The sequence below is a fragment of the Glutamicibacter halophytocola genome, assembly GCF_001302565.1.
Lineage (GTDB): Bacteria > Actinomycetota > Actinomycetes > Actinomycetales > Micrococcaceae > Glutamicibacter > Glutamicibacter halophytocola.
Map to the genome: position 1 here is coordinate 618,323 of NZ_CP012750.1, position 13,779 is coordinate 632,101.

A 13,779-nucleotide genomic window follows, 5' to 3' on the forward strand; every position below is an offset into this window, starting at 1 on the left:
AATGTTCTGGTCACTCATGATCCCGGTGACTATCTCCCTCAGTGCAGGGTGGTTCATCGTTTATCAAATCCTCAAAGCATTAGGAGCTTTCGACAATGCCTAACCCGACCCCGCTAAACCCGGACGCGCTCAATAAGGCGAAAGATGCTTTTGACGAAGCGATGGGGATCAATCTCGATAACCATCGAGAGCCGTGGTACATGCAAGCCCCGGTTGAGTACCGAAACATTGGCGTTGAACCAGCCGTTTCCACTTACCTCGCCGTCGCCCAGCCGGTAGTGAACAGCGTGGAAGAACTCGACGCGCTGCCGGTGGGCAGTGTAGTACGAGGCGGTGAATATGATCTGGTTGGCGAGAAGATTCGCCACAGCCCGTACCCTCCCCATTGGTGCACCATAGGCGAAGAAGTAGAAGCATACGAACGCGACTTACTCCCCGCCCGTGTGCTGTACATCCCGGAGGTGAACGATGTCTAAGAAGCCACGGCACCTAGACCGAAAGTATATGGAGCCGAACAACTCGCAGCTTCTGAACTGGAATCGGAAGGCAGGTAGGCGGGAGATTTTCGAATATGGAGGCGGCCGGTACCTCAACGATCCGAGCCACGTCATCCGCAACCCGCGCATGAAACCGCTACTACACCGAGGGAGGAAGCCATGAGCCGTTACCAGCACCCATACGCCCAGCACTGCGACGCGAACTGTGGTTGCTGTGAACCGTTAGACCTCGAAAACTCGGGGTCATTTTTTATGCCCGAAAGCGACCAGGAGGTGGATTGTGGCGATCAAGATCTATGACCAGCTAGAACAGGGAACGCCCGAATGGTTGGAAGCGCGTGCAGGACTCGTAACCGCCTCAACCGTCGGGCAACTCATCACCAAAAGCACTGCGGGCGCTATCGAGTATCTTTGCCCGAAGTGCATGGCAGACCCTGATGATCCTTGCTATGGGGTGAACGGTAAACCAATCAAGACCATTCACCCGGAACGCGCTGAGACGGCACGCAGCGCACCGATTACACGGCTTGTTCCGTCCACTGGTGACACCGCTAAGTCACTTATGCGGACTCTGATCGCTGAACGCATTACAGGCCGTGTGGAGCCGATACCCATGAATAGAGCAATGGAACGCGGCGTCCTTGACGAACCCTATGCACGCATGGCCTACGAGAAGGAGGAGGGCGTAAAGGTCGATCAGGTTGGGTTCATCACCGAGGACAAGCATGGATTCGTTCTTGGGTATTCACCCGATGGCCTTGTTGGGGATGACGGTTTGATCGAGATCAAGTCCCGTGACCAGAAGACACAGTTGCTGACGATTCTGACTGACGAAGTGCCAGCAGCGAATATGGCTCAGTTACAGACTGGCTTGCTGGTCAAGGGTGCCAAGTGGATTGATTACGTGTCCTATTGCGGTGGGATGCCACTGTATGTGAAACGTGTCTATCCAGACCCCAAATGGTTCGCAGTGATTATCGAAGCAGTGAGCGCTTTCGAAAAACACGCGACCGAAACAATCAGCCAATACCTCGATGCGGTTGCGAACAGACCCGCTACTGAATACATCGAGCATTTCCCAGAAACGGAGTTCACGTTCTAATGGACATTTCAGCAGCTCTCGTGGCTAAGAGTGACCAGCTCAACGCGTCGGATCTGACCGGCGCACCGGTCATTGCGACTATCCAAAATGTTCGCCCTGGCGATCGTAACAAGCCGGTCATCATCGACCTCGCTGGCATGGACGGTAGGCCTTGGAAGCCATCCAAGGGCATGCTCCGTGTCCTGTCATACCGGTGGGGGACTGAGACGGATAAATGGATTGGCCGGCTAGTGAAACTGGTCAATAACCCTGAAGTGATCTATGCGGGCGAAAAGGTTGGCGGGGTGGAAGTAGTCGCCATGTCGCACATTGACGCGGCGTTCACTATCCCGGTTCGCATCAGCCAGAAGAAGGTCAAGCAACACCACGTTGACGTTCTTGCCGAGCCAGTAACCGAACCGTGGGTGGCTCAGTGGCAGGCAATCACCAATGCGCTCACTGTGGCGGGCTATCAGGGTGACGGTCCGGCAATGCTCGCGCACGCTGGACAGATTGTCGGCGCTAACTGGGATCACCCAAACAAGATCAGCACTGAGGACGCGCAAAAGATCCTCGCAACAGTACGAGAAGACAACAACGAAGAAGGTAAGTAAATGGCTAAGGATTTCAACATCGAAGAATTGGTCGCTGATCTATCCCTCGCGAATGAGGTGGGAGGCGACTACGGATACAGCGCATCCAGTGACGGCAAGAGCATCGTCGTTGAGCAGTACAGCGACGAAGGCGACATCGAAAAGACCTACACAATGACCATCGAAATCAAGGAGGCCAAATAAATGGCTGAGATTATTGCAACTGGAAATCTGGCGGCGGACGCGGAACTGCGCACCACACCTAGTGGACGTTCTGTTTTGAACTTCCGCATCGCTGATTCCAAGTCGAAGAAGAATGACCAGGGCGGTTGGGACACGCTGGCTGAGAACTGGTTCAACGTGGCGATCTGGGGTGAGCTTGCCGAGTTCTACGCCAAGCAGCTCACCAAGGGCACGCGGGTAAAGATCACGGGCGAGTTCTACCAGCGCGAGTATGACAAGAAGGACGGTTCCGGCAAGGGTGTTTCGTTGGATGTGAACGCGTGGGGTGTTCATGTGATCCCTAAGCGCGACAGCAGTAACGGTGGTGGTTTCCAGCCTCCTGCCCAGCAGGTGACCCCGCAGCAGGGTGGTGGTGGTTCATGGGGTGGACAGCAAACACAGGCCGACCCGTGGAAGCAACCAGAACAACAGCAGAACAACGGCGGGTGGGGCGACCCGTCCGACAGCCCAGCTTTCTAAGGAGAACCAATGATCTTCATAATTTTGTGCGTCATCCTCGCGCTTGTCATCGTTGGGTTCACCCTTGAAGACGGAGTGTTCGGCTTCGTGTCATCCGCCTTTTTCGGCAGTATCGTCGCCGGGCTAACCTTCCTCTTAATTTGGATCATAGTTGGCCTCTTCGTTCAGGTTCCTTACCAGAGCGAAACTACCCACAAGTTACAGGCCATGGGGAACAGTGGAGGGGCAAGCGGCAGCTTCTTCCTCGGCACTGGTTACATGTCGGATAAATCAGTAATCAACTACATCGAGAAGCTAGAAGGTGGAGGTTCGCAGCTCAAGCGTGTGGATGCTTCACGAAGCACCATTTATGAAGTCGATGAAGACCCCACTCTGATCACCCGACACTATTCCGGTAGCCCATGGTGGCTGGCACCGTTCGATATGTACTCAGCGGAAAACTTCGAGTTCCGTGTTCCGAACGGAACGGTAACGGAGTCATTCGAGCTATCCACTGAATAGCAGTATTCACACAGTTACTCACAAGCGCTAACCCGCACCGGGTAGCGCTTTTTTAGTATCCAGAACATGGGCTGGCATCAATCACGGTGCCAGCCCAAACCACTATCTAAGGACTTTTTTCATGACCGCAATCGCCGTTTACTCAAAGCCATCCTGCGTCCAGTGCACCCAAACCATGAGGAAGCTTGACCAGCTTGGTCTTGAATACACGAAGATCGACATCACCCAGGATGCCGGCGCATACAAGTACGTCACCCAAACGCTCGGCTACCAAGCAGCCCCAGTAGTCGTCACTGAAGATTCGCACTGGTACGGATACCGTCCGGACCTCATCAACGAATTGGCGGTGAACTAATGAGCAAGCCAGCTTACGAGGACCTACCCAAATGCACTGAATGCGAACGCCCAATGCGCCCAAGGAAATACAAGTCCAAGGAATACCCAAAAACCATGGCAATGGGCAACTACGGAATGTGCAACCCATGCACCAAGACCAAGCGCGAAGCAGAAAACGGGCGAGGCAACGACCCGCAAACACTGCGCAACAAGCAGAACCTCGAAGTGTTCCTAAACCGCATCAGCGCAGATCGACGCCGCATGGAACAGCGCAGGAAAGTACACATGGTGATCCGATGAACGACTTCCCATGCTGCGCAATCTGCCGTGGTATCAGCCCGTTCTTCTTCTGCAAGGACAAGCCCAAGGGCGTTCTTGAACCAGGGTGCGAATGCCACATTCAACAGGAACTCAAATCACGCAAGAAATACAACGCACTGACCTACAAGGACACGACCGCACGCACGGCTATCAGCAATGTGTTGCGCGAACAGAAAGCGAGCAAGAAATGAGCAATTTCAACAAGGGTGACCGTGTACGAGTCACCAACCACAGAAGCATCCGATACAGAGAAATTGGGACTGTCGAATCCACCAGTGGACACGAGGTGCACGTACTCATGGATAGCGGAAGGAGACTGAGGGGCAACGAGAGGTTCCTTGAACTGCTTGACGAACGTATTGACCTTGAAGCAGATCATAACAATGGCATCGAAAAGCTAATGCGGCCAGCCGAGAATGGTGAGATCCAGAACGCCCCGCTTGGTGAGCAGATTGATTTGGACTGCATCGAAAGCGGGGTGATGGTCTTCGCACAAGTGCCAGACCAGCCAGCCAAGTTCGCCCGCGAAACAGTGCTCACCACTGCCGAGCAGTTGATCAACGGCGACCGGGCAAAAGACTACGGTGACGCATCCGAAAACTTCCAACGCATCGCCAACCTGTGGGAACCGATTCTAGGCGTTGAAGTAACCGCGACCGATGTTGCCCTGTGCCTAACCCAGTTGAAGGTCTCACGCCTCATCACCAGCCCCGCACACAAGGACTCATGGGTAGACGCTGCCGGGTACATCGCACTCGGCGGAGAAATCGCAAACAAGGAGACCCACGATGGGCGCTAATGAGAAGCACGCAGCGACCACCCACGGCGGGGAATACACGCCGAGCACCGACGTTGTATTGGCCGCCTACATGGAATGCGAAAAGCGTCATGTGAGAACTCCAGACGAAAAGGCCATTTCAGCATTCGACCGCTGGCTCGACCAGGTACGCGCCGAAGCGAAAGCAGAAGCGCTCACCGACATGGCGCATGTTCTCGAAGCGGATATCCCCGGACACACTCATGAAAACGGGCAGATCATTGCTGGGCGCCACATCATACGGATAATCCGTGCCCGCGCTAACCAGTACAAGGAGGAACAGTCATGAGTATTCAACCCGTAACGCCGCGTGTTAGTGAGGCTGTCGAAGCTGTACTCAGCGCGTTTGAAACCGCGTACCTGGAACAGCAGAAAAGCAACCAGTACCCGCTCACGCTGACCGCGGATCAGGAAACCACGCTGATAGGAGCCATTAGCCCACATCTTGGCAACGTACCCACACCAGCAAAGATCACCGAGATCCTATCCGAAGTTCAAGACCTCCACCGGTTAGACGGCAGGTGCCTCGAATTTGAGGGCGAAGAATACGAACCCGAAGATGACGGCTACCGGTATGCACTCAGCGACCACGAAGAAAACCGGCGTTCATTCATCCGATACCTAATCCACCAACAAATGAAATAAGGAGCAATAATGCGCATTCGTTCTACGAAGCCTGAGTTTTGGAAGTCACGGCGCATCGCCTCAGTTTCGTGGGATGCGCGACTAGTTCTAAAGGGCCTTGAATCCTACGTTGACGATAACGGTGTGGGCATCGATGATATCGAGCTGATCGTTACCGATGTGTTCCCTCGCGACATGTTCGCGAAAGGTAGCGAGACCGTCGGGAGGGTGTCCGAAGCTATTACCGAGCTTCACCAAGCCGGTTTGGTGCATCGGTACACCACCGAAACCGACCGTCTGCTGTACATCAGTTGGTGGGAGAGTATCCAACGGATCGACAAGCCTGGAAAAGGAAGAAACCCCAGGCCAGACGGCACTTGGAACTATCGAGACTCTGAGATTCGCGAGAGTGTCGCGAGCCTTCCCGAAACCCTCGCGCCCGGAACAGAGGAACAGGGGAACAGAGGAACAGAGGAACAGGGGAACAGAGGAACAGAACTTCGGGTTACGTTGTCCGACGCTGACGCGCCAGACCACGAGCCAGAAGAATTCGAACTCATCGAAGAGGAACTGCCAGTCGATGACGTAGACACCACTCCTGGTTACCCAGCAGACTTCACCCGATTCTGGGAAATATACCCACGGCGCGGAGGCAAAGGCGCAGCATGCACAGCATTCATCAAAGCCAAGAAGCGTGCCAACGTCGAAACCATCATCGCCGGGGCAGAACGACTGCGAGATGACCCAAACCTCCCCGAAGGCAAGCTCATCCCCATGCCCTCAACCTGGCTAAACCAAGACCGCTGGGAAGACGACCCACTGCCACCACGGGCTGACCTATCGAAATCAGACCAGCGTCTACAGCAAGGCTTTGACCTAGTGCAACGTGTCGCAGCCAAGGGCAAGGGTGGACTTGATTGCGACCCATTCGAGAAAAAAGAGATTGAATCATGATGGAACACGAAGTTGCTCAGGCGCTAACTTATGCAAATCAGGCAGATCCCCGCGTCCAACTGAACGACGCGAACGTAGACATTTGGTGGGAAGGTCTACGCACTGTTGACGCAAACGCTGCTCGTTGGGCTATCAAGAAGCACTACGCGGGGCAGAACGCTAACGGTGAAGGTGCGCACGTAATCAATCCTGCAACGATCCGACGCTTGATCACTGCCGAACTAAACCGGCGCGAACAAACCGAACGCGCATTGGAGCCACCAAAGAACAAAGCACCCAATCCGGTCAGTTTCCGAAAACGAGATCCTGAACGGTGGGATGCTTTGGTTCGTCAAGGCGCTGAGGACAGGTACAACGAACTCACCCGACGCGGAATCAAAGTAGACCCACCCAAACACATGCAAGCCACTCTCAACGAGGGTGGCTTTTCTGTATCCGAAAGCGAGAAGTGAAATGGCCGAGAAGAAACTCAACCCAGTGAAGCCGAAGATCGGCATGATCGTACGCCACGAAGAGTATCCCGGACTTTGGCAGGTCTTGGACAAGTCACCCAAACGGGGGGGCTTCTGGCTTCTGGCCTACGACGACGAAGCAAAGGCGGTCGGTAAATGGTCAATCGAAGCAACCAGTTTGGAGATGAAACAGAAGTGATCAACTTTTTTGTTGCCGGCACGCCAGCCGGACAGGGATCGAAGACGTTCTACGGCAAGGGCAGGATGGCTGAGTCATCCAAAAAGCTAAAGCCATGGCGGGATGAAGTAACCCGTGTCGCCAAGCTTCACGCACCCGATGAGCCCATGGATGAGCCCGTGAAAGTCACAGTGACGTTCTGGATCTTGCGCCCGAAGACACCGAAGTTCAAGGACTACCCAGCGACCCCATTCGACCTGGACAAACTGCAAAGGGCTGTAGGCGACGCACTGCAACAGTCAGGGCTACTCAAGGATGATGCCCGCATCGTCACCTGGAACGCGAAGAAACGCTTCACCGACGATGCCCCCGGCGCATCAATCACCGTCGAACCACTCTGGGAAGCGCTGCGCGCCTCACTGGGAGGCGAACAACCCTAAACCCAAACAACCACACCCGAACAACCCCTAGCGCCGCACAGGCGCATTTTTTATGCCCAAAAACGAAAGGAAACACCATGCACATCTCAGAAATCATCAACCCCGAACTGCTAGCCGACGAAATCAAAGCCGGATACATCACCGCCCGCAGCATCAACGGCATCACGATCTACAACTACACCGACAAAGCACAGTGGGATCGCCGATGGAACGAAGCAACCAGCCAGTGCCGAGGCATCATCACGAACGAAGCCGGCACGGTGATTGCTCGCCCATTCCCGAAGTTCTTCAACCACAACGAACCTGAAGCGCAGACCCCCAACGAACCGGTGATCATCACCGACAAGATGGACGGCTCGCTAGGCATCGCCTACACGATAAACGGGACAGTCCGAATCGCAACCCGTGGCTCCCTGGTCAGCGAACAAGCATTGCATGCGACCCGGATCTTGGCGGAGAAATACCCCGACTGGAAACCACCAGCCGGCGTAACCCCGCTGTTCGAAATCATCTACCCCGAAAACAGGATCGTTCTCGACTACGGGGACACTGATGATCTTGTCCTTCTTGGCGGAATTTCAATCAAGACCGGCGATTACGTCAAAACCCAGCACATCGACTGGCCTGGCGAAGAAGTAGAGCAGCTTCCATACGCGTCACTTGCCCAGGCTCTCGCAGCTCCACCGCGCAAGAACGCCGAAGGAATGGTGATCTGGTTCGCGCACTCGAACGTCCGCGTGAAGATCAAGCAAGACGATTACGTGAGGCTTCACCGCATCGTCACCGGGTGGAACGAACGAACCATTTGGGAACACCTCGCCACTGGCGAAACCCTCGAACAGCTCATTGAAGGCCTTCCAGACGAATTCCACCGCTGGGCCACCGAAACAGCCGGTGAACTAACCCGCGCCAAAGAATTTATCGAGCTCGGCGCACGATCCGAATACAAAGCGATCCTCGAAACCCTCCCCGACGGCTGGGGACGCAAAGAGTTCGCCATCGAAGCCGTCAAATATTCCCACTTCCGCCCTGCACTATTCCAGCTCCTAGATGACTGGCCCATCACCGAATGGGCATGGAAGCAAGTACGCCCAACCACCCAGAAAGAGGGCACCATTGTCTAAGCTCACCATCACCCGAGGACTGCCCGGCAGCGGGAAAACCACCTACGCCGAAGCCTGGGTACTACAAGACCCAGCACGACGCGTACGCATCAACCGCGACGCACTGCGCGCCATGATCCACTTCGACCAGCGCAACAGCATCCACGAAACCGAACAAGCAATCACCAAGGTCAGCCACGACCTCGCACGCACCTACCTGCGCGCCCAATTCGAAGTAATCGTGGACGACACCAACCTGCGCCAACGCCATGCCCGCGAATGGGCCACGCTGGCCAACGTCGTCGGCGCTGAATTCGAAGTCAAGGACTTCACGCAAGTTCCCCTTGAAACCGTGCTTGCACAGAACTTGCAGCGCCCAGCAGACAAGGTTGTGCCTGAGAAAGTCATTCGCGAAATGCACGCCAAGTTCCTCAACGGGCGAGCACTCCCACACCCCGAGGCTGATACACCAGCAGCCGAGGAATGGGAACCGTGGGAACCAACCGAAGGGCTTGAATCGGTCTACCTCGTGGACATTGACGGAACCATCGCACTCTGCGGGGACCGTGACATTTACGACGGGTCAAAGGTTCACCTGGACACCGTGAACAAGCCTGTGGCTCACATCGTCCAGATCCTGGCAGCCATGGGTCACCGAATCGTATTCATGACCGGCCGAAGCCAGGAATTTGAAACCGAGACCGTTCAATGGCTCGCCAATCACGAATTCATCGGGCGGTTCATGAAAACCGAACTGCACATGCGACCCGCCGGCGACAAGCGCAAAGATTCCACAGTCAAGCACGAGCTGTTCAACGAACACATCCGAGGAAAGTACAACGTCGCCGGCGTATTCGATGACCGCAAGCAAGTCGTAGACATGTGGCGCGCAATCGGCCTCACCGTCTTCCAAGTCGCCGAAGGGAACTTCTAATGGCCACCTTTGACCCTCGCAGAATCCGGCGCATCGGATTAGCTGTCGAAATGGCTGACGGTGAGCAGATCATGCTCTACACCGAAAGCCCAGGCGCTGAAATCCAGATCGACCAGCAAGTGGAGATTGAAGATTCATTCGACGGGCGCATGTACCGGCCTTTACACCTCGGCTCGCAAACCGAAATCACCATCAGCGGCATCCGCGGATACCAAATTCATACCCGCGCCCCTGAATCCACCGCGCAATCAATTGACCGAATCCACGAAATCACAGGAGGCAACCCTGATGACTACCGATGAACTGATCACTCGCGCACGTCGAGCAATCGAAACCCGGCAACCACGCATAGCCAACATGTACATGCGCAAAGCGCTAGAGCAAACCGACCAGAAACGCCGCGAGCTCAACCCCATCGGATGGCAAGCAAGACAGCTAACCACGGCGTTCGAATCCATCGGCGACGGGATAGCCAAAGCCGGGCAAGCATGGGCGCAAATTTTCGAAAGTTTCGCCAAAGCATTCGCGCCCGAATCCGAAATAGACCGCAAATCAAACTACGCGCTAGCAGGGCCGCGCAAGTGAGCAATCGGAAACCGCAAGGCCACCCCGCACGCACGAACCGCGATGCCTTGCACACCGAAATCGAAAGGCTCGCAACAAAGATCACCCGGCTAATACCCGAAGTGATCAAAGACCCCCGATTTGACCCTGAAGACGTGACAACGGCGAAGGCAGGCAGCATCGCAATGCTTCACCTGCTCGCCGTTCTCGCCGACAAACCAACGCCAGCCGAAATCTACGGCTACGGCAGACACGGATACCACCAAGCGAAAGAAACCAGATGATCAACATCGAAGCCAAACGCCTATCAGGCGTAGACCGAGGCAAGCACGTCTCATTCAGCCTCACAAACCCAGAACGGCACTTCGCCGGGAAATTGTGGAGCGTCGAGCACACCGGAACCTACGAAACCAAAATCAAGCTCCGCAAGGACGGGCGAATATTCGGCGCCACCCTCCAAGAAGATCACCTAGTCAACATTCAATGAATCGAGGCCACCAAATGAAACCCGGAATGATCTACACAGAACATATCCATTCGCCAGCCCTGATCAACAGACTGATTCGATGGTTCGCCGCCAACGGGCTACGCCACCATATCCCCGAGGACGCTCGAATCATCTTCACCGGCAATCGGCTGATTATCCCCACCTTCGATCTCGAACGGCTTGGCCAGAAGAACACGCGCTGGTCGAGCGGCCGGATTCAACGAGCCGAGGACGGCGAATGGGTGCTGCCGATCAAGATTCGAACCTACCGGGTTCGGGTGCCCTTTGAGGCAGTCAAATGAGCGACCCACGACACTGGCACGTCTACCCAGACGGTGACCTGATCGACCACGACACCGAAAACCAAGACCAATGCGTGTGCGGTCCGACCAGCGAAGTTATCTACCACGAAGACGGCGACCGGTGGCTGCACACCCACCACTCACTCGACGGGAGAGAAAACAACGAATGATTCGCCTCTACCGCGCCGCTTGTGAATACCTCGAAGCAATGACCGAGGCAATCCGCAGTGAAGAACCAGCCCCAGAGGGAGCAACCTCGCAAGTTGAACACGCAAACCAGTACGAACCCAACGAAGGGCACCGGCACTACCGAGAACCCGAATGGGAAGACCGCCAACGAATCGGATTCAGGAGCACCAAATGAGCAACTTAGTAATCGCGGCCCTGACCGCTGAAGACCAAAAGTTTCGACTCTTCAAACTCGGCAAGAAATGGCTGATCATGCGAGGCGCGCAACGAATGGCCCGCGCAGACCGCCCAGCAATGGCCTACGCCCTTCTGCGCTCATACCTCGCCTACAGCAAGGAGGTAAGGCGATGACTCCGCATGACGGCAAAATCGGCCCTCGAACCTCCGAGGCTCTATTCCTGTTCTCGAAATCCGACGAGTATCTGGCTGGCTATCGACTCGGCAAAGCCACCGGCAATGAAGGCCGACTCAAAGAACGTGAATCCTACGCCGCACTTCGAAGCGCCGAATGCCTCGAAGGATTCTTTGCCGGTCAGAAAGTCTTCAAATACGGCATCAAAAAAGGACTACGAAAGGCGAAACGATGACCGTCTACTTTGCACCCCCAGGCGAACCAATCGACGGCGACAACTGGCAAGAGCTCGGCACGATCAGCGAAGCCATTCTCGAAATCGAACCCGAAATCAAGGCCATGAGCGAACAGAGACTTCACACTCCAACCGAAATGACACACTCATTCGAATTCTCGCCTTCGAAAGAGTTCGTCAATGCCATGCTCGGCTTCGACATCTATGCCTTGCGTGCCACCGTCGCCGAATGGATCAATCGACCCGCACCCATGCCCAGAATCCCAAAAGCTGAACTATGGGAAATCCATGACGGCAAAAACCGGATGCGCTTCTACCTGGACCAAGCATCTCAACGATTCGCCACCCGCCAACTCATGGAAGGTAACTAACCAACATGGCTGCAATCCACAACATCGAGCTAGACCTCTTCGCCCGCACTCCGAACGGCGAAGAAATCAACCTCGGCAAAGTCGAATTGCCGATCACAATCGACGTAAACCAAAAACGCCCGACACGGCCACCCCATGCCGCCTTGGTCGCAAGGGGTGAAGCCCCGAAACCAATCACGCCCGAAGATTTCGACAACCTGGGGAGCAGCGGAGGCATACAACTATGAGCGCCCTAACACTTCTCGGCTGGATTGTAGGCACAGCAATTGCAATCGTCGCCATGTCAACCGCCGCAATCTTCGTAGCAGCAGCAATCGGATCAATCAAAACCGAAAGCCGCCGCAACCACTCAAAGGGCAAACGGCAATGCTGAACACTTCGCGAGACATGCAGCCAATCCAGCTGGGGCGGCTAAACAACATCGACCATTTCGGCTTGGAAGTCTTCGTGCCCGGCAATGGGGGCCTCAGCGGACGCATAGCCGAAATCACTCACGGATTCCTCACCACGCAAATCAAAGTTCGCGACCGAGGGCTAAGCCGAGAATTTCGAAGCGACCCACAAACCGTAATCAAAATTGAAGCCCACCTAACCGACGAAGGGGAATAAACCACAGTGGCAGAATGCACTTCAGACGATTGCGCAAACCCCACCGAACAACCCATTTGCGGGCAATGCATAAGCGACCTGCAAGCCTGGCTAGACAAAGTCCCCGACATGATGGACGAACTATTCATCACCATGGCCCGGCTCGACGCAACCGCCCCGCGCAACCGCGAAGGCGGCGAAGGCATGACCACAGAGCCAGCAATGCCCGTTCGCGTCGGAGCGCTCGAAGTACGCTCAGCACTCCGACTATGGGTAGAAATCAAAACCAACGGCGAGATAGTAGCGCTCGATGCCTCGAAGCTAGCCAAGGACAAATTCGCCGGGAAATTCCTGCCGATGTTGCAGGGCCTACTAGCGAAAGCCGAACGTGCCATAGATAACCCCATGGAAAAACACGTCTACGGCAACTGCCTAACAATGCTCACAGACGGGGCAACCGGCGAAGAATACGAATGCGGGGAACAGCTACAAGCCGCGCCCGACGCAGACAGCACCGAATGCCCAAATTGCGGCGCCTGGTACGACCTGGACCAACTCAGGGCAGAAAGGACGGCCTACTTTCGAAAAACCCCACTACCCCCACGAGAAGCCCGCGAAGAACTCGAAACCCAAAGCGGCGTGAAGCTCAATAAGAAAACCTTCGAAAACTGGGTTGATCGGCGACACGTTCGCTACGTGCTAGAGCGAATCGGATTTGGCGAAAAAGAGCGACGTCTCTATTTCCCAATCGACCTACTCGCCGCACACCAAAAGATTCGCGAGTAAGCAAAAAGTCTGTTACCCTCATTTCTAGGGGAAAACTGTATCCCCGCCAAGCCACCCGAAACGGTGGCTTTTTTCATGCCCAAATAGCGCCAACTGAAAGACTCAACCCCTTCAGTTGGCGCTATCGGCATTTAATGACCTAGTAGCTCAACGGCAGAGCAACCGCCTTGTAAGCGGTAGGTTTCGTGTTCGAATCACGGCATCGGCACCAGACGGGCCACCCTCAACAAAGCATCCATGCGAGTGAGCAGAGTGCAGACCGTCACAAACTTTGAAGGGAAGACCTAATGAAACGTCTCGCCCGAAAATGGATCAACCGACTACTGGGAATCCACTCTCCAAGCGGACACTACCTAGGCACATGCTGGTGCC

28 protein-coding genes are annotated in these 13,779 nt (G+C 55.2%); all 28 read left to right on the forward strand.

The window, feature by feature from the left end; all coding sequences use genetic code 11:
• The first annotated feature begins 95 nt into the window (after positions 1 to 95).
• The 28 genes from AOZ07_RS02865 to AOZ07_RS03010 all read left to right on the forward strand — a co-directional run bounded on the left by AOZ07_RS02865 (position 96) and on the right by AOZ07_RS03010 (position 13,407).
• Positions 96 to 476 (forward strand): hypothetical protein, encoded by a 381-nt coding sequence (locus AOZ07_RS02865; protein ID WP_060700621.1) that lies wholly within the window; start codon positions 96 to 98, stop codon positions 474 to 476.
• A gap of 301 nt (positions 477 to 777) precedes the next feature.
• Positions 778 to 1,599 carry a lambda exonuclease family protein gene (locus tag AOZ07_RS02870; RefSeq protein ID WP_194943763.1) on the forward strand — a complete coding sequence of 274 codons (822 nt, stop codon included), beginning with the start codon at positions 778 to 780 and terminating at the stop codon, positions 1,597 to 1,599.
• 20 nt (positions 1,600 to 1,619) lie between these two features.
• The gene (locus AOZ07_RS02875; protein ID WP_194943764.1) at positions 1,620 to 2,192 is read left to right on the forward strand and encodes a hypothetical protein; all 573 of its coding nucleotides are present in this window, start codon (positions 1,620 to 1,622) and stop codon (positions 2,190 to 2,192) included.
• Positions 2,193 to 2,375 carry a hypothetical protein gene (locus AOZ07_RS02880; RefSeq protein ID WP_060700624.1) on the forward strand — a complete coding sequence of 61 codons (183 nt, stop codon included), beginning with the start codon at positions 2,193 to 2,195 and terminating at the stop codon, positions 2,373 to 2,375.
• On the forward strand, positions 2,376 to 2,873 hold the full coding sequence (locus AOZ07_RS02885) for a single-stranded DNA-binding protein (RefSeq protein ID WP_060700625.1): 498 nt from the start codon (positions 2,376 to 2,378) through the stop codon (positions 2,871 to 2,873). It begins immediately after the preceding gene.
• A gap of 9 nt (positions 2,874 to 2,882) precedes the next feature.
• Positions 2,883 to 3,374 (forward strand): hypothetical protein, encoded by a 492-nt coding sequence (locus AOZ07_RS02890; RefSeq protein ID WP_060700626.1) that lies wholly within the window; start codon positions 2,883 to 2,885, stop codon positions 3,372 to 3,374.
• A gap of 121 nt (positions 3,375 to 3,495) precedes the next feature.
• The gene (locus AOZ07_RS02895; RefSeq protein ID WP_060700627.1) at positions 3,496 to 3,729 is read left to right on the forward strand and encodes a glutaredoxin family protein; all 234 of its coding nucleotides are present in this window, start codon (positions 3,496 to 3,498) and stop codon (positions 3,727 to 3,729) included.
• On the forward strand, positions 3,729 to 4,010 hold the full coding sequence (locus tag AOZ07_RS02900; RefSeq protein ID WP_194943765.1) for a hypothetical protein: 282 nt from the start codon (positions 3,729 to 3,731) through the stop codon (positions 4,008 to 4,010). The genes AOZ07_RS02895 and AOZ07_RS02900 overlap by 1 nt, the downstream gene beginning before the upstream one ends.
• Positions 4,007 to 4,222, forward strand: coding sequence for a hypothetical protein (locus AOZ07_RS02905; RefSeq protein ID WP_060700629.1), 216 nt, complete (start codon positions 4,007 to 4,009; stop codon positions 4,220 to 4,222). The genes AOZ07_RS02900 and AOZ07_RS02905 overlap by 4 nt, the downstream gene beginning before the upstream one ends.
• Positions 4,219 to 4,830, forward strand: a complete 612-nt coding sequence (locus AOZ07_RS18950; protein WP_207758468.1) for a DUF6378 domain-containing protein — start codon at positions 4,219 to 4,221, stop codon at positions 4,828 to 4,830. Before AOZ07_RS02905 ends, AOZ07_RS18950 begins: the two co-directional genes overlap by 4 nt.
• Entirely contained in the window at positions 4,820 to 5,137 is a 318-nt protein-coding gene (locus AOZ07_RS02915) for a hypothetical protein (protein ID WP_060700630.1), read from the forward strand. The genes AOZ07_RS18950 and AOZ07_RS02915 overlap by 11 nt, the downstream gene beginning before the upstream one ends.
• Complete coding sequence (locus tag AOZ07_RS02920) at positions 5,134 to 5,493, forward strand: hypothetical protein (protein WP_060700631.1); 360 nt, start codon at positions 5,134 to 5,136, stop codon at positions 5,491 to 5,493. Before AOZ07_RS02915 ends, AOZ07_RS02920 begins: the two co-directional genes overlap by 4 nt.
• Before the next feature lie 9 nt (positions 5,494 to 5,502).
• The gene (locus AOZ07_RS18955) at positions 5,503 to 6,426 is read left to right on the forward strand and encodes a hypothetical protein (RefSeq protein ID WP_207758469.1); all 924 of its coding nucleotides are present in this window, start codon (positions 5,503 to 5,505) and stop codon (positions 6,424 to 6,426) included.
• Entirely contained in the window at positions 6,423 to 6,878 is a 456-nt protein-coding gene (locus AOZ07_RS02930; protein WP_194943766.1) for a hypothetical protein, read from the forward strand. Before AOZ07_RS18955 ends, AOZ07_RS02930 begins: the two co-directional genes overlap by 4 nt.
• 1 nt (position 6,879) lies before the next feature.
• Positions 6,880 to 7,077, forward strand: a complete 198-nt coding sequence (locus AOZ07_RS02935; protein ID WP_060700633.1) for a hypothetical protein — start codon at positions 6,880 to 6,882, stop codon at positions 7,075 to 7,077.
• Entirely contained in the window at positions 7,035 to 7,496 is a 462-nt protein-coding gene (locus AOZ07_RS02940; RefSeq protein WP_075972402.1) for a RusA family crossover junction endodeoxyribonuclease, read from the forward strand. The genes AOZ07_RS02935 and AOZ07_RS02940 overlap by 43 nt, the downstream gene beginning before the upstream one ends.
• 77 nt (positions 7,497 to 7,573) lie before the next feature.
• Complete coding sequence (locus AOZ07_RS02945) at positions 7,574 to 8,620, forward strand: RNA ligase (protein WP_060700635.1); 1,047 nt, start codon at positions 7,574 to 7,576, stop codon at positions 8,618 to 8,620.
• Positions 8,613 to 9,533 (forward strand): phosphatase domain-containing protein, encoded by a 921-nt coding sequence (locus AOZ07_RS02950; protein WP_060700636.1) that lies wholly within the window; start codon positions 8,613 to 8,615, stop codon positions 9,531 to 9,533. Before AOZ07_RS02945 ends, AOZ07_RS02950 begins: the two co-directional genes overlap by 8 nt.
• On the forward strand, positions 9,533 to 9,835 hold the full coding sequence (locus AOZ07_RS02955; protein ID WP_060700637.1) for a hypothetical protein: 303 nt from the start codon (positions 9,533 to 9,535) through the stop codon (positions 9,833 to 9,835). Before AOZ07_RS02950 ends, AOZ07_RS02955 begins: the two co-directional genes overlap by 1 nt.
• Positions 9,822 to 10,118, forward strand: coding sequence for a hypothetical protein (locus tag AOZ07_RS02960; protein ID WP_060700638.1), 297 nt, complete (start codon positions 9,822 to 9,824; stop codon positions 10,116 to 10,118). Before AOZ07_RS02955 ends, AOZ07_RS02960 begins: the two co-directional genes overlap by 14 nt.
• Positions 10,119 to 10,377: 259 nt before the next feature.
• A complete protein-coding gene (locus AOZ07_RS02970; protein WP_060700640.1) occupies positions 10,378 to 10,584 on the forward strand; it encodes a hypothetical protein in 207 nt (68 codons plus the stop codon).
• A gap of 26 nt (positions 10,585 to 10,610) precedes the next feature.
• Complete coding sequence (locus AOZ07_RS02975; RefSeq protein WP_060700641.1) at positions 10,611 to 10,886, forward strand: hypothetical protein; 276 nt, start codon at positions 10,611 to 10,613, stop codon at positions 10,884 to 10,886.
• Complete coding sequence (locus AOZ07_RS18650; RefSeq protein ID WP_194943767.1) at positions 10,883 to 11,056, forward strand: hypothetical protein; 174 nt, start codon at positions 10,883 to 10,885, stop codon at positions 11,054 to 11,056. The genes AOZ07_RS02975 and AOZ07_RS18650 overlap by 4 nt, the downstream gene beginning before the upstream one ends.
• A gap of 190 nt (positions 11,057 to 11,246) precedes the next feature.
• A complete protein-coding gene (locus AOZ07_RS02985; protein ID WP_060700643.1) occupies positions 11,247 to 11,426 on the forward strand; it encodes a hypothetical protein in 180 nt (59 codons plus the stop codon).
• Positions 11,423 to 11,662, forward strand: a complete 240-nt coding sequence (locus AOZ07_RS02990; RefSeq protein ID WP_060700644.1) for a hypothetical protein — start codon at positions 11,423 to 11,425, stop codon at positions 11,660 to 11,662. The genes AOZ07_RS02985 and AOZ07_RS02990 overlap by 4 nt, the downstream gene beginning before the upstream one ends.
• Positions 11,659 to 12,033: a hypothetical protein gene (locus tag AOZ07_RS02995; RefSeq protein ID WP_060700645.1), complete on the forward strand. Its 375-nt coding sequence runs from the start codon at positions 11,659 to 11,661 to the stop codon at positions 12,031 to 12,033. Before AOZ07_RS02990 ends, AOZ07_RS02995 begins: the two co-directional genes overlap by 4 nt.
• Positions 12,034 to 12,038: 5 nt before the next feature.
• The gene (locus AOZ07_RS03000; protein ID WP_060700646.1) at positions 12,039 to 12,260 is read left to right on the forward strand and encodes a hypothetical protein; all 222 of its coding nucleotides are present in this window, start codon (positions 12,039 to 12,041) and stop codon (positions 12,258 to 12,260) included.
• Positions 12,261 to 12,750: 490 nt separating this feature from the next.
• The gene (locus AOZ07_RS03010; RefSeq protein ID WP_194943768.1) at positions 12,751 to 13,407 is read left to right on the forward strand and encodes an FmdB family zinc ribbon protein; all 657 of its coding nucleotides are present in this window, start codon (positions 12,751 to 12,753) and stop codon (positions 13,405 to 13,407) included.
• Positions 13,408 to 13,779: the final 372 nt, after the last annotated feature.

Coding starts and splice junctions, on each gene's coding strand:
- AOZ07_RS02865 (WP_060700621.1), top strand. CDS start 96: ATGCCTAACCCGACCCCGCTAAACCCGGACGCGCTCAATAAGGCGAAA.
- AOZ07_RS02880 (WP_060700624.1), top strand. CDS start 2,193: ATGGCTAAGGATTTCAACATCGAAGAATTGGTCGCTGATCTATCCCTC.
- AOZ07_RS02885 (WP_060700625.1), top strand. CDS start 2,376: ATGGCTGAGATTATTGCAACTGGAAATCTGGCGGCGGACGCGGAACTG.
- AOZ07_RS02890 (WP_060700626.1), top strand. CDS start 2,883: ATGATCTTCATAATTTTGTGCGTCATCCTCGCGCTTGTCATCGTTGGG.
- AOZ07_RS02895 (WP_060700627.1), top strand. CDS start 3,496: ATGACCGCAATCGCCGTTTACTCAAAGCCATCCTGCGTCCAGTGCACC.
- AOZ07_RS02900 (WP_194943765.1), top strand. CDS start 3,729: ATGAGCAAGCCAGCTTACGAGGACCTACCCAAATGCACTGAATGCGAA.
- AOZ07_RS02905 (WP_060700629.1), top strand. CDS start 4,007: ATGAACGACTTCCCATGCTGCGCAATCTGCCGTGGTATCAGCCCGTTC.
- AOZ07_RS18950 (WP_207758468.1), top strand. CDS start 4,219: ATGAGCAATTTCAACAAGGGTGACCGTGTACGAGTCACCAACCACAGA.
- AOZ07_RS02915 (WP_060700630.1), top strand. CDS start 4,820: ATGGGCGCTAATGAGAAGCACGCAGCGACCACCCACGGCGGGGAATAC.
- AOZ07_RS02920 (WP_060700631.1), top strand. CDS start 5,134: ATGAGTATTCAACCCGTAACGCCGCGTGTTAGTGAGGCTGTCGAAGCT.
- AOZ07_RS18955 (WP_207758469.1), top strand. CDS start 5,503: ATGCGCATTCGTTCTACGAAGCCTGAGTTTTGGAAGTCACGGCGCATC.
- AOZ07_RS02930 (WP_194943766.1), top strand. CDS start 6,423: ATGATGGAACACGAAGTTGCTCAGGCGCTAACTTATGCAAATCAGGCA.
- AOZ07_RS02935 (WP_060700633.1), top strand. CDS start 6,880: ATGGCCGAGAAGAAACTCAACCCAGTGAAGCCGAAGATCGGCATGATC.
- AOZ07_RS02940 (WP_075972402.1), top strand. CDS start 7,035: ATGGTCAATCGAAGCAACCAGTTTGGAGATGAAACAGAAGTGATCAAC.
- AOZ07_RS02945 (WP_060700635.1), top strand. CDS start 7,574: ATGCACATCTCAGAAATCATCAACCCCGAACTGCTAGCCGACGAAATC.
- AOZ07_RS02955 (WP_060700637.1), top strand. CDS start 9,533: ATGGCCACCTTTGACCCTCGCAGAATCCGGCGCATCGGATTAGCTGTC.
- AOZ07_RS02960 (WP_060700638.1), top strand. CDS start 9,822: ATGACTACCGATGAACTGATCACTCGCGCACGTCGAGCAATCGAAACC.
- AOZ07_RS02970 (WP_060700640.1), top strand. CDS start 10,378: ATGATCAACATCGAAGCCAAACGCCTATCAGGCGTAGACCGAGGCAAG.
- AOZ07_RS02975 (WP_060700641.1), top strand. CDS start 10,611: ATGATCTACACAGAACATATCCATTCGCCAGCCCTGATCAACAGACTG.
- AOZ07_RS18650 (WP_194943767.1), top strand. CDS start 10,883: ATGAGCGACCCACGACACTGGCACGTCTACCCAGACGGTGACCTGATC.
- AOZ07_RS02985 (WP_060700643.1), top strand. CDS start 11,247: ATGAGCAACTTAGTAATCGCGGCCCTGACCGCTGAAGACCAAAAGTTT.
- AOZ07_RS02990 (WP_060700644.1), top strand. CDS start 11,423: ATGACTCCGCATGACGGCAAAATCGGCCCTCGAACCTCCGAGGCTCTA.
- AOZ07_RS02995 (WP_060700645.1), top strand. CDS start 11,659: ATGACCGTCTACTTTGCACCCCCAGGCGAACCAATCGACGGCGACAAC.
- AOZ07_RS03000 (WP_060700646.1), top strand. CDS start 12,039: ATGGCTGCAATCCACAACATCGAGCTAGACCTCTTCGCCCGCACTCCG.
- AOZ07_RS03010 (WP_194943768.1), top strand. CDS start 12,751: ATGATGGACGAACTATTCATCACCATGGCCCGGCTCGACGCAACCGCC.